The sequence below is a fragment of the Archangium violaceum genome, from assembly GCF_016887565.1.
Lineage (GTDB): Bacteria > Myxococcota > Myxococcia > Myxococcales > Myxococcaceae > Archangium > Archangium violaceum_B.
Genome location: NZ_CP069396.1, coordinates 10,623,865 through 10,643,982 on the forward strand (window position 1 = coordinate 10,623,865; position 20,118 = coordinate 10,643,982).

A 20,118-nucleotide genomic window follows, 5' to 3' on the forward strand; every position below is an offset into this window, starting at 1 on the left:
ATATAGGCAATCATCCGGTGCGCAGCGTTGCCAAGAAAGAGCGCCCAGGGCATCTCCGAATCTGGATTGCGACCAGGGACGTTGTAGCCCTGAACAGTTGGGCCGGAAGGCTCCCCACCTGTTGGAGACCCGTCACTCATGGCCAGCAGGACGCGTGGCGATCGAGTGGTAACCTGCGGCGCCCTGAACTGTGACACCTCCTGGTTCCAGGCCGGAAAAGTCCGCTCACCAGAGGCCGTTGCACAGCCGGCAAGCACCGTTAGCAGAAACAGGACCACCCCACACCGCACGACCCAAGATATGGACATACACCAGACGGCAGTACGCACGAGCACCTCCTGCTCCACTCTACCAGCCAAGTGCGGAGTCAGAGCAGTAGACGCGAAGAGCCGCGCAATGCCCATGCCTCTCCCAGTCAGGTCATGTGGCAAACCTGCCCGGGCGGTCACACTCTCGACCTGGTGCCGTCTACATCCGAGCAGGCCACACTTGCCTAATGCCGACCGAGTTCCCGGTCCCAGCCAATGACCAGCGAGATCAACTCTCCCGTATACGCACCGGACACCCGCTCGAAAGACCTGGAATCGAGAGTAGCGAGGCGTTCACGCTGGAAGGAGGGGTCGGCCACCACGCTCCGATGCTTCAACTTGCCCGCATGCGCGAGGGCCCGTGGCATCTCCCGGAGCATGGCCTCGATACAATCTTCCCGCGTCGCACTCGCCATGCGCTCCGCCGCGACCTCCAGACGAGTCCGTACCGAGGCGCCTCCCTCTGGGTACCACGCATCCATGGCCCAATCACAGGAGGCCACCATCACCTCCTCCAATGTCTGCGCCCCTCCCAAGGGTTTGAAGAGATAGCGCGCGGACTGGAGCGGCTCCCAGAAACGCAGCACTGACTGGAGACGCCGCGCCGTGCGCTCCGCGCTCACGGCTCCCATGTGTGTCGTCGCGAAGAACAGCGCGCCCCACGCCGTGTCTCGGAAGAACGCTTCATAGTCATGCCTCACGGGGAATGGTCTCTGTCCATCCGGAGCCAAGAAGCCCATGACATGCGACACCATGTACAGCCGCCAGGCGGGACGCTCGTGTTGGAAGTCCACCACCTCGTGCGCCACCACGACCTCGCCCGGGGGCACATCCAGCATCTGCCGCGGAGCGGGAAACGTCCCGTCCGCCAGGTACTGCTCACCGCACCGCAAGCCCTCCCGCTTCGTCTTCTGCTGCACCGAGCGGAAGGTGCCATACAGGAAGGACGGCAGTTGCAGTGAAGCAGGCTCTCCAGACGTCATCGTGCCCGTCCTATCAAAACGGCCCTTCAACGAGGAAGAGACATGCCCACGGAGATCGACAGCTGCGTCGGGAGCGCAGGGCCGGTCAGGGTTGGGACTCGGCGGGTGGTCAGCCCAGGTGTCCGGTGCGGTCGCCGGAGCCGTGCCGACTGGAGACGTGCGACCAGATATGGCAGTGGAGTCCCATGCAGCGGCAACCCGACAGCTTCCGCCGATTCCACCTCGCCGCCGGGTGCGCCTTCCTGGCCGCTGGCCTCTTCGTCCTCTTCTACCGAGGCCCCGGCTGGCGATTCACCCGCGGTACGCTGGGAGATCTCTTCGTCGTTGGCTTTCTCTATCATCTGCTCAGCCTCTTCTGGCGAGGCTCCGCCACCGCTCGAGCCGGCGCGATTGCCTTGCTGGCCGTCGGAATCGAGCTGGCGCAATGGGCACGCCTCTTCACCTCGCGACCGTCGGATCCACTGGTGATCGTGACGGGCTCCACCTTCGATGTGGGGGACCTCCTGGCGTACGCCATCGGACTCGCCCTCGCGGTGATGTTCGAGCAAGGGTGGAGGAGGTACGCAACCACCAGGGCGAGGGGGGTCCGGTGATGGCTGGCGGATTCGAACAAAAATCTGTCCGATACGCGAAAGCGCGCCACGAGCGCCCGGGGCACATTGGGAACTGTCGACGGGGGGCACTCCCCCGTGCACTCACGAAAGGACAAGACCCATGAAGCGCAACTCCCTGATGGCCCTGGTGATGGGCGCACTGCTCGCGAGCGGCTGTGCGCCGGAGCTCATCGACTCCGAGCTGGCCAGGTACACCAGCGACGCCAACGGCTTCGACACGCACTCGTTCTTCTACGACACCGGCGCGGAGGTGGTGGTCTTCGATGCCCAGTTCACCGAGGCCGAGGCGCGGAAGGTGCTATCGGCGATTCGAGCCAAGACGAGCAACCCCATCCGCTACGTCGTCCTCACCCATCCCAACCCGGATAAATTCAACGGCGCGGCGGTGTTCCAGCGCGAGGGCGCCAGGGTGGTGGCCAGCGAGGCCACCGCGGCGGCCATCCCCGCGGTGCACGCGTACAAGAAGTACTACTTCACGAAGGTCGCCGGCATGTTCACCGACGACTCCTATCCCCAGCAGGCCACGGTGGACGTCACCTTCAAGGACAGCTTCACGCTGCCACTCGAGGGCGGCGCCGAGGTGGAGCTGAAGGTGCTCCGGCACCCGGGCGTCACCACCACGCAGACGGTGGCGTACCTGCCCTGGCGCAAGGCGCTCGTGGTAGGCGACCTCGTCCACTTCCGCACCCACGCGTGGCTGGAGGGAGGACTGCGCGAGGGCAAGGCGGTGCCGGATCTCGAGTCCTGGAAGGCCGCGCTCGACGAGCTGGCCACGTGGAAGGGCGCCACGGTGTATGGCGGCCGTGGAGAGAGCGCTCCCGTGGAGACTGTCATCGCCGAGCAGAAGCAATACCTCGACACGATGAGGGACCTGGTGTCCACGTACGCCACGGAGCTGGGTGACCGGAAGGCGCAGCTGTGCGGCGACGAGGCCGGACCCCACCATGAAGCGCTCACCCAGCGCGCCGCCCAAGCCTTCCCGCAGTACGCGCTGCCGTACATGGTCCAGTACAGCGTGTACGGACTGGTCAACCAGCTCGCCTGCGGCGGGTAGCCGCGGCCCCCTGGACCTGGGGCTCCGCGCCCCGAGCCACCCGCTGGCGGAAGTCCCGCGGGCGCTCGCCGCAGAAGGCGTGGAAGGCGTGGGTGAAGGCAGCGAGGCTCTCGAAGCCCACCTCGTAGGCCGTCTGCGTCACCCGCGCCCCTTCCTCGGCGAGCAGCTCCATGGCGCGCAACATCCGCGCATCGTGGAGGAACCTCCGCCACGTCGTCGCCGCCTCCTCCTCGAAGCGCCGCGAGAGCGTCCTCACGGACAGCCCCGCGGCGCGCGCCACGTCCTCGAGGAGGAGGGACTCTCCCAGGTGTTCGAGCGTGAAGGCCATGGCCTTCCTCAGCTCTGGCGTCCGGGCCCGAGGCAGGCGCCAGTCCTGTGCCGTCATGGCCCACTCGGGCAGCAGGTGCGCCAACGTCCCGAAGAAGCTGTCCGCCACGGGCTCCTTCGGCGGGCGTTCCGGGCCCCAGCGCGTGGAATAGAGAAGCATCTCCCGCGCCAGTGGCTCGATGATGAACACGCGGCACTCGCCCTCGGGAGGCGCGCGGACGAGCTTCGGCTCCAGGTACACCGTGCACAGACTCACCGGCTGGGAGGCCCGCACCCGGTGGAGCGTCCCAGCGCGCAGCCACGCCGCGCGTTGAGGAGGAAGGAGCCACTGCGCCTGCTCCACCTCCAGGTGCATTGCGCCTCGAGCCGAGTAGAGGAGCTGGTGCTTGCGGTGGGCGTGCCACCTGGAGCTGAAGGGAGCCAGTTCGTCGGCGAGGCAGAACGCCAGCGCCGGCATTACATCCACGTCCACCAGGGGCTTCGTCACACCACTCCCTCCCGCGCTCTCGACCTTGGGTGCCCCACTTCATCTCAGACCAGCGCGGGCTTTCCCTTGCGGAGCAGATTGAAGAGCTTGTCCCGCTCCAACACCTGGGAAGCGAAGGCACCCCGGACGAAGATGTCCTCGAGGACCTCGGCCTCGGCGTCGAAGTGGCCATTCTTGAAATGGTGCCGGGCCTCCACCTTGGCCTGGACATCCTGCTCGTCCTCGATGAGCACGTCCGCCTTCACGACACCTCCTACCCGGAGCGAGGGGTCGTCGTGGTGACACCAGACGACCTGGGTCTCCAGGTCTCCGCCAACCACCAGCTCCGCATCCGTGTCCACTCCGGCGGCGCGCAGCGAGCCCCCCACCACGAGCAGCCCTTCCGGGCCCACATTGCGCAGCACGCCCTCCACCGTGAGGTTCCCCGTCACGAGCAGGGGTCCCGTCAACTGCACGCTCCCCTCGAGCGTGAGGTTCCCTCGCACGAAGCGAGGCGCCTTGGAGAAGGACGTCGCCGGCTCCTCTGGCGGAAGGACATCACGGACGAGCCCCACCACCGCCATCGCGGTCCACGGCCGCTCCTTCCGGAGCGCCGCCGCGGCCTCGTCCCAGGACGTCGCCCCCTTCAGCACCAGCCCCTTCAGCACCCGCTCCACATCGGCCACGTCCTTGTCCTCGAAGTACCAGGACTTGATGATGGACGTCTTCTTCCGGGCCAGGGTATCCAGGAGGGGTTGGATGTCCAGCCTGCCGGCCCCACCGGAGGGAGGCTTCGCTCCCAGGAGTCCGGCGAGGTGGGGGTTCTCGTGGTCCAGGGCCTCTTCGGCGGGTGTACGTCCCGCCGAGTCCTTCCGGGTGGCGTCCGCCCCCGCCTCGAGCAGGACCTCGATGACAGGCCCCCGGTCCTTGAAACGCACCTGCTGGTGCAGCGGCGTCCAACCCTTGCCGGCATTGGGGTTGGCCCCGGCGTCGATGAGCGCCCGGGCCACGTCGGGCCGCTGCGCATTGAAGAGCGCGGACCGGCCGTCCTTGTCGAGCGCGTCCACCGGCACCCCACCCTTGGCCAACAGGGGAATGCAGGCCACGCCACCATGCTCGGCGGCGAGGTGCAGGGCCGTGGCCTTCTCCTCGTCGACGGCCGACGCGGACAGACCCAGGGCGAGCAACTCCTTCACCAGCGCCGCGTCATCCACCATGGCCGCCAGGTGCAGCAGGCCACGCCTGTCCTCGTCCAACGTCTCCAGGTTCGCGCCCAGCGCGCGCAGGGCCAGCACGCGACCGAGCCGGCCATTCGCTCCGGCATCGGGACCAAAGAAGGGAGCGGTATCCATCCCCGCGGCGAGCAGGAGACCCGCGTCCAGGGCCTTGGCCTGTTTGCCCTTGGGACGGTTGGCGGGTTTGCGCGCCCGCAGCCAGGCGATGAAGCCTTCATCGGAGAACGCGCCCTGCAGACCGCTGAAACAGCTCGCATCATCGTCATCGACGTCGATGACCCGCAGCTCGGGCGTCTCCTCGACCTGGGCGAGCAGCGCTTCGTAACCCTCCTTCGGGTTGCCCTGGCGCAGTGCGCGCCAGGCCTCGAGCCCCCGGCGTGCGCGCGCATGGTCCGGGATGTCACGCAGGGCCCGCGCCTCCTCCAGCGCGGCCTCCACCTCGTCGAGCTGCGCACCGGTGGGCCGTCCGCGCACCACCTCTTCCGCCCATTGACTCAGGGCCAGGGACCGCGCCCGCTGGGCGTCGCTCAACCTTCCACCCGAGCGGGTGCCCCGGGTCAGCACGAGGACCCGATCTCGAACACGCCAGTGCTCCGTCTTCAGCTCCCGCGCCCAACGCTCGGGCTCCGCGCGTCTCGACACGTCCAGCGCCCAGTTGAGGGAGTGCAGCGCCATCAAACGGTCCGGCTCGGCCTCCACCACCTGGCGCAAGAGCGGAATGGCTTCGTCCACCTGGGGCGGCATCTCGTCGAGAAGGCCGTCCACCTTCTTCATCAGCTTGGAGACATCCACTTTCTTCGTCGTATCAGGAGACCGAGCCATGGCGCGGCGATACTGCCATGAGGCCCCCCACGAAGCGGCGATGACTGCGTTGAATGGCTCCTCGTTCCCCCGGATCAGCTGATGGCGAAGATGCCAGTGCCTTGTTGAAAGGCATTTGGGTGGAAATCCCTGGAGCAGGGATTACTCAATGTCTCGCTGGGGGGAGTCGAACGAACCCTCCAGGGCCCTGGACCCCTTCCCGCGCACCCTCAGTGCGTACGCGCCTGCTCGTGGATGGAGGAGGGAAAGAAGCCACTCTCCATTTTTGAGAATCGGACATTTTCTCTGCTAAGCTGATGTACAGGTAATCAACGAGTGAGGTCGCTGCCGCTCACGGGAAAGGGCCCTGGCCTCAACTCCTGACGGTCTCCATGGCGAACATTCCTGGCTACACCCTTCTCGACACGCTCAAGTCGACGGGGGCAAGCATCCTCTATCACGCGCTCCGTGACGAGGACCGCCTGCCTGTCATCGTCAAGATGCCGGTGACGCAGCACTCCGGCGCTCGGGAGGCCGAACGCTACCGGCGGGAGCACGCCATCCTGCACCGGCTCCGGGACGTGCGTGGCGTCGCCAGGACTCTAGGGTACGAGCAGAGCCATGGACGCCCGGTGCTTCTGCTGGAGGGCGCTGGTGGCAAGGCCCTGTCCGATGGAGCAGGTCGTCCGCTGGGCATGGAGCGGTTCCTCGAGCTGGCCATCTCCCTGGCCTCGACCCTGGCGGAGATCCACCGTCACGGCGTCATCCACAAGGACCTCAAGCCCTCCAACATCGTCCTCCGGCCCTCGGGCGAGAGTCTCATCATCGACTTCGGCACCGCCATCGTCCAGACGGTGGAGCACGTGGACGCGGTGTCCACCACGCTCATCGAGGGGACGCCGGCCTACATGTCCCCGGAGCAGACCGGGCGCATGAACCGCTCGGTGGACCACCGCAGCGACCTCTACTCCCTGGGAGTGACGTTCTACGAGCTCCTCACGGGCACGCTGCCCTTCCACGGCCGCGACGCGCTCGAATGGTTCCACGCTCACATGGCCCAGCTCCCGCGGCCTCCGCACGAGCGCGTTCCGGAGATTCCCCCGGCCCTGTCCGCCATCGTGATGAAGCTGCTGGCCAAGGTGGCCGAGGAGCGCTACCAGAGCGCGGATGGCCTGAAGGCGGACCTGACGCGGTGCCAGGACGACCTGCGCCGGGGCGTGCGCGAGGAGTTCCCGCTGGGCGCGCACGACATCTCCCCCCACTTCCAGATGCCCCAACGGCTCTATGGGCGCGACGCGCAGGTCGCCACCCTGGTGAGCGCCTTCGAGCGGATCTCCCAGGGGGGGAGCCCGGAGCTCCTCCTCATCAGCGGCTACTCTGGCATCGGGAAGTCCGCGGTGGTCCATGAGCTGTACCGGCCGGTCGCGCAGCGGCGCGGCATCTTCCTGCAGGGCAAGTTCGACCAGTTCCAGCGGGGCATCCCCTACGCCACCCTGGCCCAGGCCATCCGCGGGCTGGCGCAGCAGCTGCTGGCCGGCACCGACGCGGAGCTCGAGCTCTGGCGCGAGCGCCTGCGGGAGGCCTCGGAGGGACATGGACAGCTCCTCGTGGAGCTGGTTCCGCAGCTGGAGCTCGTCGTGGGCAAGCAGCCCCCGCTCCAGGAGCTGCCACCCACCGAGGCGCAGGCCCGCTTCAACCGGGTCTTCCAGCGCTTCCTCGGCGCCGTGTCCACCTCCGAGCACCCGCTCGTCGTGTTCCTGGACGACCTGCAGTGGGCGGACCCGGCCAGCCTCCGGCTCATCCAGCACCTCATCACCCATCCGGATACCCCACCGCTGTTGCTGGTGGGGGCCTACCGGGACAACGAGGTCTCCCCGTCCCACCCGCTGATGCTGGCGCGCAAGGAGATGCAGAAGGAGCGCGTCCGGTTGACCGACATCCGGCTCGAACCGCTGAGCCTGGAGCAGCTCCAGCGGCTCGTCGCCGACGCGCTCCCGGGCGCGGGCCGGGAGCTCATCGAGCCCCTCTCCGCCCAGGTGCACGAGAAGACCGGTGGCAACCCGTTCTTCTTCATCCAGCTGATGCGGACGCTGAACCAGGACGGGCTGCTGACCCGCACGCCCGAGGGCTCCTGGCGGTGGGATGCCGAAGGCGTCCGCGCCCGGGGCTACTCCGACAACGTCGTCGACTTCATGGCGGGCAAGCTGCGCCAGCTCCCCGAGGTGACGCAGTACCTGCTGAGCCTGTCGGCATGCGCGGGCAATGTCTTCCCACTCCAGACGCTGGCCATCATCTCCGACCTGCCGGTGGGCGAGGTGGAGCAGGGGCTCGAGCCCGCGCTCCAGGATGGCCAGTTGATGCGCAGCGGCCTGGAGCAGTACCGCTTCATCCACGACCGCATCCAGCAGGCCGCTCATGCCCTCATCCCCGAGGAGCAGCGCAAGGCCGTCCACCTGCGCATCGGCCGACTGCTGCGGGCGAGCCTGTCCCCGGAGGAGATGCGGGAGCGGGTCTTCGACATCGTGAACCAGCTCAACGTCGGCGCGGAGCTGATCCTCTCATCCGAGGAGCGCCACGACGTGGCACGTCTGAACGCCGAGGCGGGCAGGAAGGCCCAGGCCTCGACCGCGCACCGCTCGGCCGTCGTCTATTTCACGACGGCCCTCCAGCTCCTGCCGGAGGAGTCCTGGGAGCAGGAGCACGCCTTCACCTTCGAGCTGCACCTCCAGCGGGCCATCAGCGAGTTCATGAGTGGCAACCCGGCCGAGGCGCGCCAACTCTCGCGGATGCTCCGCCCCAGGGCTCGCACCTCCGCGGAGCTCGCCGCGGTCACCTGTCTGCGCGGTGACATCCACGTCGCCGCCGACGAGAGTGACGAGGCCGTCGAGTGTCTGTTGGAGGGACTGGCCGCGCTGGGCATGCCCATGTCGCCCCATCCCTCCTGGGAAGAGGTGACGGCGGCCAACGCGGAGGTGTGGGCCCTGCTGGGGGAGCGCTCCATCGAGAGCCTCGTCGACCTGCCGGTGATGACGGACCCGGACACGAAGGCGGCGATGAACATCCTCTCCACCCTGTTCGCGCCGTCGCTCTTCACCGACCTCAACCTGCTCATCCTCCACCTCACCCGGATGGTCCTCCTGTGCCTGCGCCACGGCAACACCGAGTCCGCCGTGAACGGGTATGCCTGGTACGGCCTGATGCAGGGACATTGCTTCAAGAAGTACCGGGAGGGGCATGCCTTCGGAGCGCTCGCCTGTGCGATCGTCGAGCGCCACGACTTCTCCGTCTCCAGGGGCAAGGCGCTCTACGGCCTGGAGCTGGTCAACCACTGGACGCGGCCCCTCTCCATCTCGGTGGAGCTCATCCGCGAGGCCTTCCAGCACGCGGTCCCGGCCGGTGACTTCCAGACCGCCTGCTATTGCTGCAACCACACCGTCACCGACCTGCTGGCCCTGGGGCACTCGCTGGAAGAGGTCTACCAGGAATCGGTCGCACGCCTCGACTTCGTGCGCAAGGCCGGCCTCAAGGCCTCGCAGGACACCATCGTCTTCACCCAGCGCTACGTGCAGCAGCTGCGCGGCCTCTCCCCCTCGTTCGGCTCGTTGGACGGTGAGGATTTCAAGGAGGAGGTCCTCGAGTCCTCCCCGTCCTCGGCCCCCGTGGCCACCGTGCTGTGCTGGTACTGGATCCTCAAGCTACAGGCGCGCTACATGTGCGGCGCGTACGAGGAGGCACGCCAGGCCTCGGCCCGGGCCGGGGAGTTGGTCTGGGCTTCGATCGGCCACATCCAGCTGTTCGACTACCACCTCTACAGCGCCCTGTCCCTGGCCGCCTGCTACGAGGACGCGACCCCGGAGACACGGCGGGAGTACCTCGAGGCCATGCGGCGACACCATGCGCAGCTCGAGGAGTGGGCGAGCCACTGTCCCGAGAACTTCCGAGCGGCCGAACGGATGGTCTCGGCGGAGCTGGCCCGATGCCTGGGCATGCAGGACGAGGCGCTGTACGCCTACGATGCGGCACTCCAATCCGCCCGTGAGCATGGCTTCCTCCAGAACGCGGGCCTCGCCGCCGAGCTCGCGGCGCGATTCTGGAACGAGCGGCGGGTCCCCACCATCGCCCTGCCATATGCCCGCGAGGCCCGCGATGCGTACCGGAAGTGGGGAGCCGACGGAAAGGTCCAGCACCTGGAGGAGCGCTGGCCCTTGCTCGTGGCCTCGGCGGAGGGCCTGGACTCCTCCGCCTATGACACCTCGACGCAGCTCGACGCGCTCTCCGTGGTGAAGGTCCAGCAGGCCATCTCCGGAGAAATCGTCCTGGAGCGGCTGGTGACCAAGCTGATGGAGGTCGCCATCGAGAACGCCGGCGCCCAGCGCGGTGCCCTCCTGCTCCCGCATGGCAACTCGCTGCGGATCGCCGCCATCTCCAACGACTCGCAAGACGGCGTCCGGGTGTTCCCGGAGCAGGAGGAAGCCAACCTCGACTGCCTGCCCTGGACCCTCCTGGCCTACGTGCGGCGTACGGGCGAGCACGTGCTCATCGGCGATGCCTCGCGGCCCCATGCCTTCTCGTCCGATGCGTACCTCGAGCGGGGCCTGGCCAGGGCGGTGCTCTGTCTGCCACTGATGCGCAAGGAGGGGCTCGTCGGAGTGCTGTACCTGGAGAACCGCCTGGCCGCCGAGGCCTTCACTCCGAGCCGTCTCTCGCTGCTCGGACACATCGCCTCCCAGGCGGCCATCTCCATCGAGAACGCGCGGCTCTATGACGAGGTCCAGCGCGCCGAGACCGCCCTGCGCCAGGCCAATGACGAGCTCGAGAGACGGGTGGACGAGCGCACCCGGGAGCTCAAACAGACCCAGGTGCGGCTCGTGGAGACGGCGCGCGCGGTGGGCATGACGGAGATCGCCTCCAACGTGTTGCACAACGTCGGCAATGTCCTCACCAGCGCCGTCGTCAACCTGGAGATGACGCGTCAGGCCGTGGGCTCCTCACGGGTCGTCCGGGTGAGACAGGTGGCCACGCTGCTGGAGGAGCACCGCGGGCAGCTGGGGGACTTCTTCACGAAGGATCCGCGCGGGGAGCGTCTGAGCGACTATCTCTCCGCCCTCGCGGATGAGCTCCTGAGTGAGCAGGCGAACCTGCAGGAGAACCTGGAGGCGATGAACAGGTACATCGAGCACATCCGCGCCATCGTCCAGGTGCAGCAGACCTACGCGAAGACCTCGCTTCTCCTGGAGGAGTGTGACCTCGCGCAGCTCGTCGACGATACCCTGCGCATCCAGCAGGCGGCGCTCAGGCGCCACGGCATCGCCGTCACCCTCCAGATTGCTCGCGTCCCCCGGGTGCGACTGGACAAGCACAAGGTGCTGCAAATCCTCATCAACCTCGTCAGCAACGCCAAATACGCCCTGGCCGGGATGCCCGAGGGGCAGCGGCGGATGACCGTGCGGCTCACCGCCGAGAATGGGCGTGCGCGCATCCAGGTGGTGGACAATGGCATCGGCATCGAGCCGCAGGTCCAGGCGAAGCTCTTCTCGCACGGCTTCACCACACGCAAGGACGGTCACGGCTTCGGCCTGCACTCGAGCGCGCTGGCGGCGCAGATGCTGGGTGGAAGCCTGACGCTCAGGAGCGAGGGACCGTACCAGGGGGCCACGGCCACACTGGAGATTCCCATCGCGCCAGACAAGGCATGAGTCCGGGGGCTCCCCACGGGGACGATGACAACGTTTCGATTCCCCAGGCGGGCCTTGACGCATTGCATTGAAAGCTTGACGCATTGCATTGAGAACCCAGCTCCGCGGAGGCGTTCCCTGGGTCGTTGACCACATGAGGACGTTTCCACTGCCATGAGGCAGTAGATTTCCCGCGATAGGAAAACGAAAGCGTTCCACCCGCTCTCGCGTCGAGCACGGGAACCGGACCTGTTTGTCGATGAACAGGTTGCAATGAAAACGTTGTCATTGCATAAGGGACTCGGCTTTTAATGGTTTTACGAGGCGCGGGGCTCTTTCCTGTTTCTCAAGACTGCTGAAACATTTCATCCGGAGGGAAGTATGCAAAGACCGCATCCAAGGACCTGTTTCCTGGCGCTGGCTCCCCTACCGTTCCTGCTCCTGGCACTCTGGGGAGGAGCCGCGGCCGCGCAAGTGCACGTGGACAACCCGTTCGACGGTGCAACCGCCTACGTCAATCCTGACTACGCGGCGCTGATCGACACCTCGATCGCCAAGACGACCGACAGCACCCTCGCGGCGAAGATGCGCACGGTCAAAAAGTATCCGACCACGGTCTGGCTCGACCGCATCGCGGCGATTCATGGCGGCAGCGCGAACGGCGGCCGCAAGAGCCTGCGGGACCACCTGGACCTGGCGCTGGCGCAGAAGAAGCCGGGCCAGCCCATCACCGCGTCTTTCGTCGTCTACGACATGCCGGGCCGAGACTGCGCGGCGCTGGCCTCCAACGGTGAGCTGCCGCTGAGCGCGGAGGGACTTCAGCGATACAAGACCGAGTACATCGATGCCATCACGGCCGTCTTCGCCGATCCGAAGTACCAGGACATCCGAATCGTCACGGCGCTCGAGCCGGACGGCCTGCCGAACCTGGTGACCAACCTGAGCGATCCGGAGTGCGCCCAGGCCAACTCCACTGGCATCTACGTGGCGGCCTCGCAGTACGCCATCAACAAGCTGCACGCCATCCCGAATGTCTACATCTACATGGACATCGGCCACTCGGGCTGGCTGGGCTGGGACGACAACCGCCAGAAGACGATCGCGCTCTACACCACCGTGGTGGGCGCGACGACGGCCGGGCTGTCCAGCGTCGATGGCTTCGTGACCAACACGTCCAACTACACGCCCCTGGCGGAGCCGCACCTGGTGGACCCGAACGTGACCGTCGGCGGGCAGCAGCTCAAGTCGGCGAAGTTCTACGAGTGGAACCCCAATTTCGACGAGACCGACTTCGCGGCGTCCCTCTACACCGGCTTCACGTCCGCGGGCTGGCCGGCCAGCGTCGGCTTCCTCATCGACACCTCTCGCAATGGCTGGGGCGGACCCAACCGGCCGACGGGTGCGACCGGCACCACGGTCGACACGTACGCCAACTCCGGCCGCGTTGACCGCCGGGCCCACCGGGGCCTCTGGTGCAATCACAGCGGTACCGGCATCGGGCAGCCGCCCCAGACGTCTCCGGCTGGCTATGCCGCCTCGCACCTGGATGCCTTCGTCTGGATCAAGCCGCCGGGCGAGTCGGACGGCGCCAGCAAGGAGATTCCGAACAACGAGGGCAAGGGCGCGGACCCGATGTGCAACCCGGATTACGATACGAAGTACAACACGAAGACCGGGGCTCTGCCGAACGCTCCGCTGTCCGGCCACTGGTTCCATGAGCAGTTCGCGATGCTGGTCCAGAACGCGTATCCGGCCATCCCGCTGACCACCGGCGACAATGACCCGCCCTTCTCGCCGACGGGACTGACGGCCACCCCGGCCAACCAGCAGGTGACGCTCAGCTGGACCGCGGCGCTCGGTGCGACGAGCTATACCGTCAAGCGGGGCACGGCCAGCAGCGGACCGTTCACCAACGTGACGGCCGTGACGGGCACGACCTACACCCTCACCGGGCTGACCAATGGGACGACCTATTACTTCGTGGTCAGCGCCTCCAATGCCAACGGTGAGAGCGCCAACAGCAGCGCGGTCTCGGCGATTCCGGGTGAGCAGGTCCTGGCCGCGCCCACCAGCCTGCTCGCGACGGCGGCCAGCTCCAGTCAGCTCAACCTGAGTTGGACGGGCGTCGCCGATGCCACCGGCTACAACCTCTACCGCTCCACCTCGCCGAACGTGGCGATCACCGCGGCGAACCGTGTGGGAACCAGCGCCACCACCAGCTTCACCGACACGGGCCTGCTCGCCAGCACGACCTATTACTACAAGGCCACGGCCACCAAGGCCTCCCTCGAGTCCGCCGCGTCCAACGAAGCCTCCGCCACGACGCAGGCCGCCAGCACTGGCACCCTCTCCGTCATCTACCGCGACGGGGACAACAACGCCCCGAGCAACAACCAGGTCAGGCCCCACCTCCGGGTGAAGAACGGTGGCACCACGCCGGCCAACCTGGCGGAGCTCAAGGTCCGGTACTACATCTCGCTGGACAGCCCGGCCACCCTTCAGATCGTCTGTGATTGGGCTGTCCTGGGCTGCTCGAACATGAGCTTCCAGGCCGTGCAGCTGGCCTCTCCGCGGCCTGGCGCCACCCACTATCTGGAGGTCAGCTTCCTTGGCGGCACGCTGGCGGCGGGCCAGGACACGGGTGAGATCCAGCTGCGCGCGAACACGTCGAACTGGACGAACTTCAACGAGACGGATGACTACTCGTTCAAGGCCGGTCAGACGGCCTACGGCGAGAACACCCGCATCACCGTCTATCGCAACGGAACGTTGGCCGGAGGCATCGAGCCGTAGGCCTGGACTCACAGCCCCCGGCCGTCAGTCATACGGCTGGGGGCTGCCCCCGAGCTCCAACACGAAGTCGCTCGGCCGGCCACCAGGCTCGGGAGCATCGAGCAGCGTGAGCTCAGCGAGCCGTCGCGGGTGATGGGGGCTCGCTCGAGAGCCGAACGCGCCTGGCGCTGGAATTCACATTCCGCACCAGCGCACTCCTCCTGTGTGCAGCCACCCTCCTTCGCACAGTGAGTCCTCCCATGGTCGCCATCTCCCGCTCTTCCGCCCTCGCCGCCCGTAGGGGCGCGAGTGCCGCTCCGCCCACGCTCCGACTGGATTCGCGCGGGCCCGCCGTCGTCACCCTCCAGAAGAAGCTGAAGGCCGCGGGCTTCGACCCTGGCGCCGCCGATGGGGCCTTCGGCCAGAAGACGCTCGCCGCCGTGAAGGCCTTCCAGAAGGCCCATGGCCTCACCGCCGATGGCGTCGTGGGCCCCAAGACGTGGAACAAGCTCAACGTCAAGAAGCAGGGCCCCACCCCTCCCGCTCCTGGCGGCGGCCGCTCCGTCACCGGCTACGTCAAAGGCAAGGCCCAGCAGATCACCCTCTCCTCCATCCCCAACGGCAAGGAGATGCGCTCGGACGCGGCGGCGGCCTTCAACCGCATGCACGCCACGGCCAGCTCCGCCGGTATCAATCTCCACGTCAACAGCGGCTTCCGCTCCATGGAGGAGCAGCGCGCCCTCTACCAGAAGCACCTCAACGGCACCGGCAACCTCGCCGCCAGGCCCGGCTACTCCAACCACCAGGGCGGCATCGCCGTGGACGTCACCGTGGGCGCCACCAGCTCCGCCACCTACAAGTGGATGGAAAACAACGCGAAGCGCTTCGGCTTCATCCGCACCGTGCCCTCCGAGCCCTGGCACTGGGAGTTCCGCCCCTGAGCATGGCCCGGCCCTACCCCTTCGAGCCGGCCTCCTCACGTGACAGCAACGCGCGCAGGACGCGCTCACCCGTGGCGGGAATCCGGGTGACCGTCGCCCCGGTCGCATGGCGGATCGCATTGCAGACCGCGGGGGCCACCCCCACCAGGCTGACTTCGGCAACCCCCTTGGCTCCAAACGGCCCCTCTCCCGAGGGATGCTCGAGCAGGATGGGATGGATGCCGACCGGGACGTCGAGCGCGCCCGGAACCTTGTAGCTGCTCATCGAGGGATTGAGCAGGTGGCCCTCGCCCCACACCAGCTCCTCGGTCAGCGCGTAGCCGAGCCCCTGGACGAAGCCGCCCTGGATCTGCCCCTCCGCCGCCGCGGGGTTGATCGTCCGGCCCACGTCGTGGACGCTCCACGCCTCGAGCAGCTCGACCTTGCCGGTCAGTTCATCGACCTCGACCTCGGCCACCTGCGCGGCGAACACGAAGAAGCCATTTCCCATCGAGGCCAGTCCCTGGGCGGACGTCTGGCGGGTGTCGATCGGCGTGGGCGGGAACAGCCATCGGGAGCTGGCGATGATCGGGCCGCCCTTGAAGTAGAGGGCTCGCGCGGAGATGGCTCCGAACGTGACGGAGGCGTCGGGCGCCCCCTGCACTCCCACGATGCCGCCGGGCCGCAGCTCGAGCTGCTGCACCGGGCGGGAGAGCATCTCGCTGGCGTGCTCGAAGAGCTGCTGTTTGACCTGCTCGCACGCCTGGGTGATGACCCGGCCCACGGTGAAGGTGGTGCGAGTTCCTCCGGTGCACCAGTCGTAGGGCGAGACATCCGTGTCGGGGCCGCTGTAGTTGATCTGCTCGAGGGAGAGGCCCAGGGCCGCGGCCGCGCACTGGGCGAGCGCCGTGTCCGAGCCTTGGCCGATGTCCACGGCACCGGTGTTGACCGTGAGGGTCCCATCCTCGTTGAGCCGGACCGTGGCGCTCGAGCCCAGCAGCCCGGACACGTGCCCGACGGCCGCCACCCCGATGCCGCGCCGCTTGCCGGGTGAAGCGGCTCGCTGGCTCCGGCGACGCACCCAGTCCGAGGCATCCCGGGCTCGCTCCAGACAGTCCTTGAGCGTCCCGCTCTCGACGGGCGCTCCCCCGAGCCACCGCTCGCCCGTCTCGAGCGCGTTGCGGATCCGGAAGTCGATGGGATCCATGCCCAGCTTCTCGGCGAGCTGATCGACCTGGAGCTCGCTGGCGAAGTGGATCTGCGGGTTGCCAAAACCCCGGAACGCCGCGGCCCGGAGCCGGTTGGTGTACACGGCCCAGCACTCGATATCGACGTGGGGGATGCGGTACGGCCCGCGAGCGAAGTAGGACCCCACGCTGGCGACGAACGGCCCATCGTCGGCATAGGCACCGGTGTCGTAGACGATCCGGACCTTGCGCGCGAGGATGCGCCCATCCCGGGTCGCGCCGGTGCGCATGTGGATGCGGCACGCGTGGCGCGACTTCATCATCCGCATGTCGTCCGTGCGCGAGAGCGTCATCTTGACCGGAGCCCCGGCCGCCCGCGCGAGCGCCGCGGTGATGGGCTGGTTGGTCATCTCGGTCTTGCCGCCGAACCCTCCGCCCACCCGGGGGGCGATGACCCGGATCCGGGACATGGGGATGCCCAGCGCCTCGGCGGTGATGGCCTGCACCCGGAACACGGACTGGGTCGAGGTGTAGAGGGTGATCTTCCCGCTGTCGCGATCCACCGAGGCCAGCGTCGAGCACGGCTCCATGTAGATGTGCTGCTGCGCGGGAGTCTCGTACACGTCCTCGACGATGACGTCGCAGCGCTCCCACACCCCGTCCGGCTCTCCCTCGATGAGCCGGATGTGCGAGGCGGCGTTGGGGTGCCTGGCTCGCTCGGGGGATGCCGTCTGGAAGTCGAGGTAGGTGTCCCGCTGCTCGTGGAGGACGGGGGCACCCGGGCGCAGCGCCTCCTCGGGATCGAAGACCGCGGGGAGGACCTCGTACTGGATGTCGATCTCCTGGAGCGCTCTGCGGGCCGTCTGGAGATCGACGGCGGCGACCGCGGCCACGGGCTCGCCCTCATGGAGGACCTTGCCGCGCGCGAGCAACGGCTGATCCTTGAGGACGCTGCCCACGCGATGGTCGGGCAGATCCTCGGCCGTGAGCACGGCCCTGACTCCGGGCATGGCCCGGGCCCGGGAGGTGTCGTACGAGAGGATCCGCGCATGGGGATGAGGGCTGCCCAGCAGGGCGCCGTACAGCATCCCCGGCAGGGTCATGTCGTCGGTGTAGACCGCGCGCCCCGTCACCTTCTCGCGCGCCTCCAGGCGCGGCACGGACCTGCCCAGGATGTCTCCCACGGGAGTCGGGGTGGGACCCGGCTTGGGCGAATGGCTCATGGACGCTCTCCTGTCAGCGAAGCGATGGCCTCCACGATCCTCGCGTAGCCCGAGCATCGGCACGTGTTGCTGCCGAGGGCATGGCGGATCTCATCGACGGTCGGGTGCGGGTTGCGATCGAGCAGGGCCTTGGCGGTGATGACGATGCCCGGAATGCAGAAGCCGCATTGCACCGCGCCATGCTGGACGAGGGCCCGCTGAATGGGATGAAGCTCGTTGCCTGCCTCCACGGCCTCGATCGTGGTGATCTCACGGTCGCGGAGGGTGACTGCCAGGGAGAGGCAGGAGAAGACGGGCTCTCCGTCGACCAGGACCATACACGCCCCACAACTTCCCTGGTCACAGCCACGCTTCGTCCCCGTGTGACGAAGCTCCTCGCGCAGCACCTCGAGCAGGGTCCGTTCGGGGGCGACACTGAGCGCATGGGAAGCTCCGTTGACCCGGAGCGAGAGGGAGATCTTGTCAGACATGGGCGAGCTCCCGGGCCTGGGAGAGGGCGCGGCCGAGCAGGCGCGGAATCAACATGCGCCGGTACTCGGCCGAGCCGCGAACATCATCGAGGGGGGACGCGGCACTGGCGAGGAGTTGCCCCGCCGCGGCCACGTCATCCTCCCCGAGCACGGAGTGGATGAGCCGCTGGTCGGCCGCGGTCACGTGGAGCGGAACCGGCCCGCACGAGCCCACGACCACGCGAGCATGGACGCACCTGTCACCTTGCATGGAGAGGGTCAGCGAGATGGACACCGTGGGGTAGTCGCCCGCCACACGGCTGAACCGGAGGTGGTGGCCCACCGCGCCCTCGACGCCTCTGGGAATCAGGATCCGGGTGACGATCTCCCCGCGGCCCAGGGAGGTCTTGAAGCGGTCCACGAGGGCGTCCTCGATGGGGACGATCCTCCTGCCATTGGGGCCCGCGATCTCGACCCGGGCGGAGGCCGCGACCAGGGCCACGGGCATCTCGGTGCTGGGATCGGCGAGGCACACCGAACCGCCGATCGTGCCCATGTTGCGGATGCTCGGGTGCGCGAGCTGGCCCGCGGCGCTGCGCACGACCCCCATGGAGCCGCGCAGCCGAGTCTCGGCGGCCACGACCCGATGAGGCGTCATGGCGCCGATCCAGAGCCCTTCCGCGGACTCGGTGAGGGTGAAGAGCTCGCGCATGCGATGCAGGCTGACGAGCATCGCGGGGGCGATGTGACCCGCGTTCATCATCGCCACCAGCGTGGCGCCGCCCGCGATGCAGCGCGAGTGCTCCGTGGAAGCCAGGAGGGTGACTCCCTCCTCCACTGTTTCTGGCTCCGCGTATCTCATCGGTGCGAGGCCTCCTTCGCGAATACAGCATGGGCAAGCCCACGGCGGAATGTATCGAAAGACTGTCTCACCCTTCAGATGGAGTCGACTCCACCCAAGGCGCGACATCTAACTACACGAGCGGCGTGCGGTGGCTCTACGCGGTGGGCACGGCATTGGCCCGCTGCGTGCTTGGGCGCGGTTCGCCATGTCTGGACCGCATGACCTCTTCGCCCGCTATACCTTCAGTCACCCCGAGCGGGCCGAGGCCGAACTGCGCGCCGTCCTGCCCCCGCATGTCGTCTCGGAGGTGGACTGGACGTCCCTGCGGCGGGAGCCCGGCAGCGTGGTGGACCCGGAGCTGAGGGAGACCGAGAGCGACCTGCTCTTCTCGGCCCGGTTGCGCACGGGCCGCCCCCTGCTGCTGTACGTGCTGCTGGAGCACCAATCGACGGTGGACAGGTGGATGGCGCTGAGGATGCTGCGCTACGTGGTGCGCCAGGTGGAGCGCTGGCGTCAGGAGCATCCGGACAGCACACGACTCCCCCTCATCCTCCCGCTCGTCATGTACCACGGGCCGGAAGGCCGCTGGACGGCGCCGAGGCGGGTGGAAGAACTCTTCGAACTGCCGGAGGAGGAGCGGGAGCGATGGCGAGCGTTGGTGCCGCGCTTCGAGTACCTGCTCGATGACCTGACGGCCGAGCGGGAGGAGGCGCTGAGAGAGCGCCCAGGTCCGCCGCTGGCCCGGCTGGCGTGGCTCGTCCTGCGTCACGGGCGTAGTGAGGAACTGGCCCGGAAGTTGCCGGAGTGGGTGGCACTCTTCGCCCAGGTGCAGGAGGGCCCCGAGGGGGCCGAGCACCTGGTGGTGCTCATCCGTTACCTATTGTGGGTGGGGGATGAGGCAGTCCATGAAGCGGCCGAGCGGGTGTTACATTCGGTGGTGGATGCGCAACGAGCGGAGGCGTTGATGCGGAGCTATGGCGAGCAACTCATCGAGCGGGGACGCCAACAAGGCCGGGAGGAGGGCAGGGAGGAGGGGTTGGCGCAGGGGCTGACCCGAGGGCGTGCCGAGTACATCCTGCGGATCCTCTCCGCGCGGGGAGTGCACGCCGACGAGGCGGCCCGGGAGCGCATCCTCACGTGCACGGACGTGGCCACCCTCGATCGCTGGTTCGAGCGTTCCCTGAACGCCACCACGAGAGGGAGCCTGCTCAAGGTGGAGTTGGCGACACCGAAGTGAGAGGGTTGGGGTGACGCTCCGCC

12 protein-coding genes are annotated in these 20,118 nt (G+C 67.7%); 6 read left to right on the plus strand and 6 right to left on the minus strand.

The window, feature by feature from the left end; all coding sequences use genetic code 11:
• Positions 1-493: 493 nt before the first annotated feature.
• Positions 494-1,291: a hypothetical protein gene (locus JRI60_RS42255; RefSeq protein ID WP_204221729.1), complete on the minus strand. Its 798-nt coding sequence runs from the start codon at positions 1,289-1,291 to the stop codon at positions 494-496.
• Between the two features lie 185 nt (positions 1,292-1,476).
• On the opposite strand from JRI60_RS42255, the gene JRI60_RS42260 reads away from it, so the two are divergent.
• Entirely contained in the window at positions 1,477-1,884 is a 408-nt protein-coding gene (locus tag JRI60_RS42260) for a DUF2809 domain-containing protein (RefSeq protein ID WP_204221730.1), read from the plus strand.
• A gap of 121 nt (positions 1,885-2,005) precedes the next feature.
• Positions 2,006-2,959 (plus strand): MBL fold metallo-hydrolase, encoded by a 954-nt coding sequence (locus JRI60_RS42265; protein WP_204221731.1) that lies wholly within the window; start codon positions 2,006-2,008, stop codon positions 2,957-2,959.
• Here the strand turns inward: JRI60_RS42265 and JRI60_RS42270 are convergent.
• Positions 2,934-3,773, minus strand: a complete 840-nt coding sequence (locus JRI60_RS42270) for an AraC family transcriptional regulator (RefSeq protein ID WP_204221732.1) — start codon at positions 3,771-3,773, stop codon at positions 2,934-2,936. The two genes, JRI60_RS42265 and JRI60_RS42270, sit on opposite strands and share 26 nt — an antisense overlap.
• A gap of 44 nt (positions 3,774-3,817) precedes the next feature.
• On the minus strand, positions 3,818-5,809 hold the full coding sequence (locus JRI60_RS42275; RefSeq protein ID WP_239470052.1) for an ankyrin repeat domain-containing protein: 1,992 nt from the start codon (positions 5,807-5,809) through the stop codon (positions 3,818-3,820).
• A 371-nt stretch (positions 5,810-6,180) separates the two neighbouring features.
• On the opposite strand from JRI60_RS42275, the gene JRI60_RS42280 reads away from it, so the two are divergent.
• The 3 genes from JRI60_RS42280 (at position 6,181) to JRI60_RS42290 (ending at position 15,176) form a co-directional block, all read left to right on the plus strand.
• A complete protein-coding gene (locus JRI60_RS42280; protein ID WP_204221733.1) occupies positions 6,181-11,484 on the plus strand; it encodes a trifunctional serine/threonine-protein kinase/ATP-binding protein/sensor histidine kinase in 5,304 nt (1,767 codons plus the stop codon).
• Positions 11,485-11,844: 360 nt separating this feature from the next.
• The gene (locus JRI60_RS42285) at positions 11,845-14,256 is read left to right on the plus strand and encodes a glycoside hydrolase family 6 protein (RefSeq protein WP_204221734.1); all 2,412 of its coding nucleotides are present in this window, start codon (positions 11,845-11,847) and stop codon (positions 14,254-14,256) included.
• A gap of 239 nt (positions 14,257-14,495) precedes the next feature.
• Positions 14,496-15,176, plus strand: a complete 681-nt coding sequence (locus JRI60_RS42290) for a peptidoglycan-binding protein (protein ID WP_204221735.1) — start codon at positions 14,496-14,498, stop codon at positions 15,174-15,176.
• Positions 15,177-15,189: 13 nt separating this feature from the next.
• On the opposite strand, the gene JRI60_RS42295 is transcribed toward JRI60_RS42290, so the two are convergent.
• The 3 genes from JRI60_RS42295 to JRI60_RS42305 are packed head-to-tail and all read right to left on the minus strand — an operon-like array spanning position 15,190 to position 18,876.
• Positions 15,190-17,565 carry a xanthine dehydrogenase family protein molybdopterin-binding subunit gene (locus JRI60_RS42295; RefSeq protein ID WP_204221736.1) on the minus strand — a complete coding sequence of 792 codons (2,376 nt, stop codon included), beginning with the start codon at positions 17,563-17,565 and terminating at the stop codon, positions 15,190-15,192.
• The gene (locus JRI60_RS42300; protein WP_204221737.1) at positions 17,562-18,035 is read right to left on the minus strand and encodes a (2Fe-2S)-binding protein; all 474 of its coding nucleotides are present in this window, start codon (positions 18,033-18,035) and stop codon (positions 17,562-17,564) included. The genes JRI60_RS42295 and JRI60_RS42300 overlap by 4 nt, the downstream gene beginning before the upstream one ends.
• A complete protein-coding gene (locus JRI60_RS42305; protein WP_204221738.1) occupies positions 18,028-18,876 on the minus strand; it encodes an FAD binding domain-containing protein in 849 nt (282 codons plus the stop codon). Before JRI60_RS42305 ends, JRI60_RS42300 begins: the two co-directional genes overlap by 8 nt.
• Before the next feature lie 187 nt (positions 18,877-19,063).
• On the opposite strand from JRI60_RS42305, the gene JRI60_RS42310 reads away from it, so the two are divergent.
• A complete protein-coding gene (locus tag JRI60_RS42310; RefSeq protein WP_204221739.1) occupies positions 19,064-20,095 on the plus strand; it encodes an Rpn family recombination-promoting nuclease/putative transposase in 1,032 nt (343 codons plus the stop codon).
• Positions 20,096-20,118 lie beyond the last annotated feature (23 nt).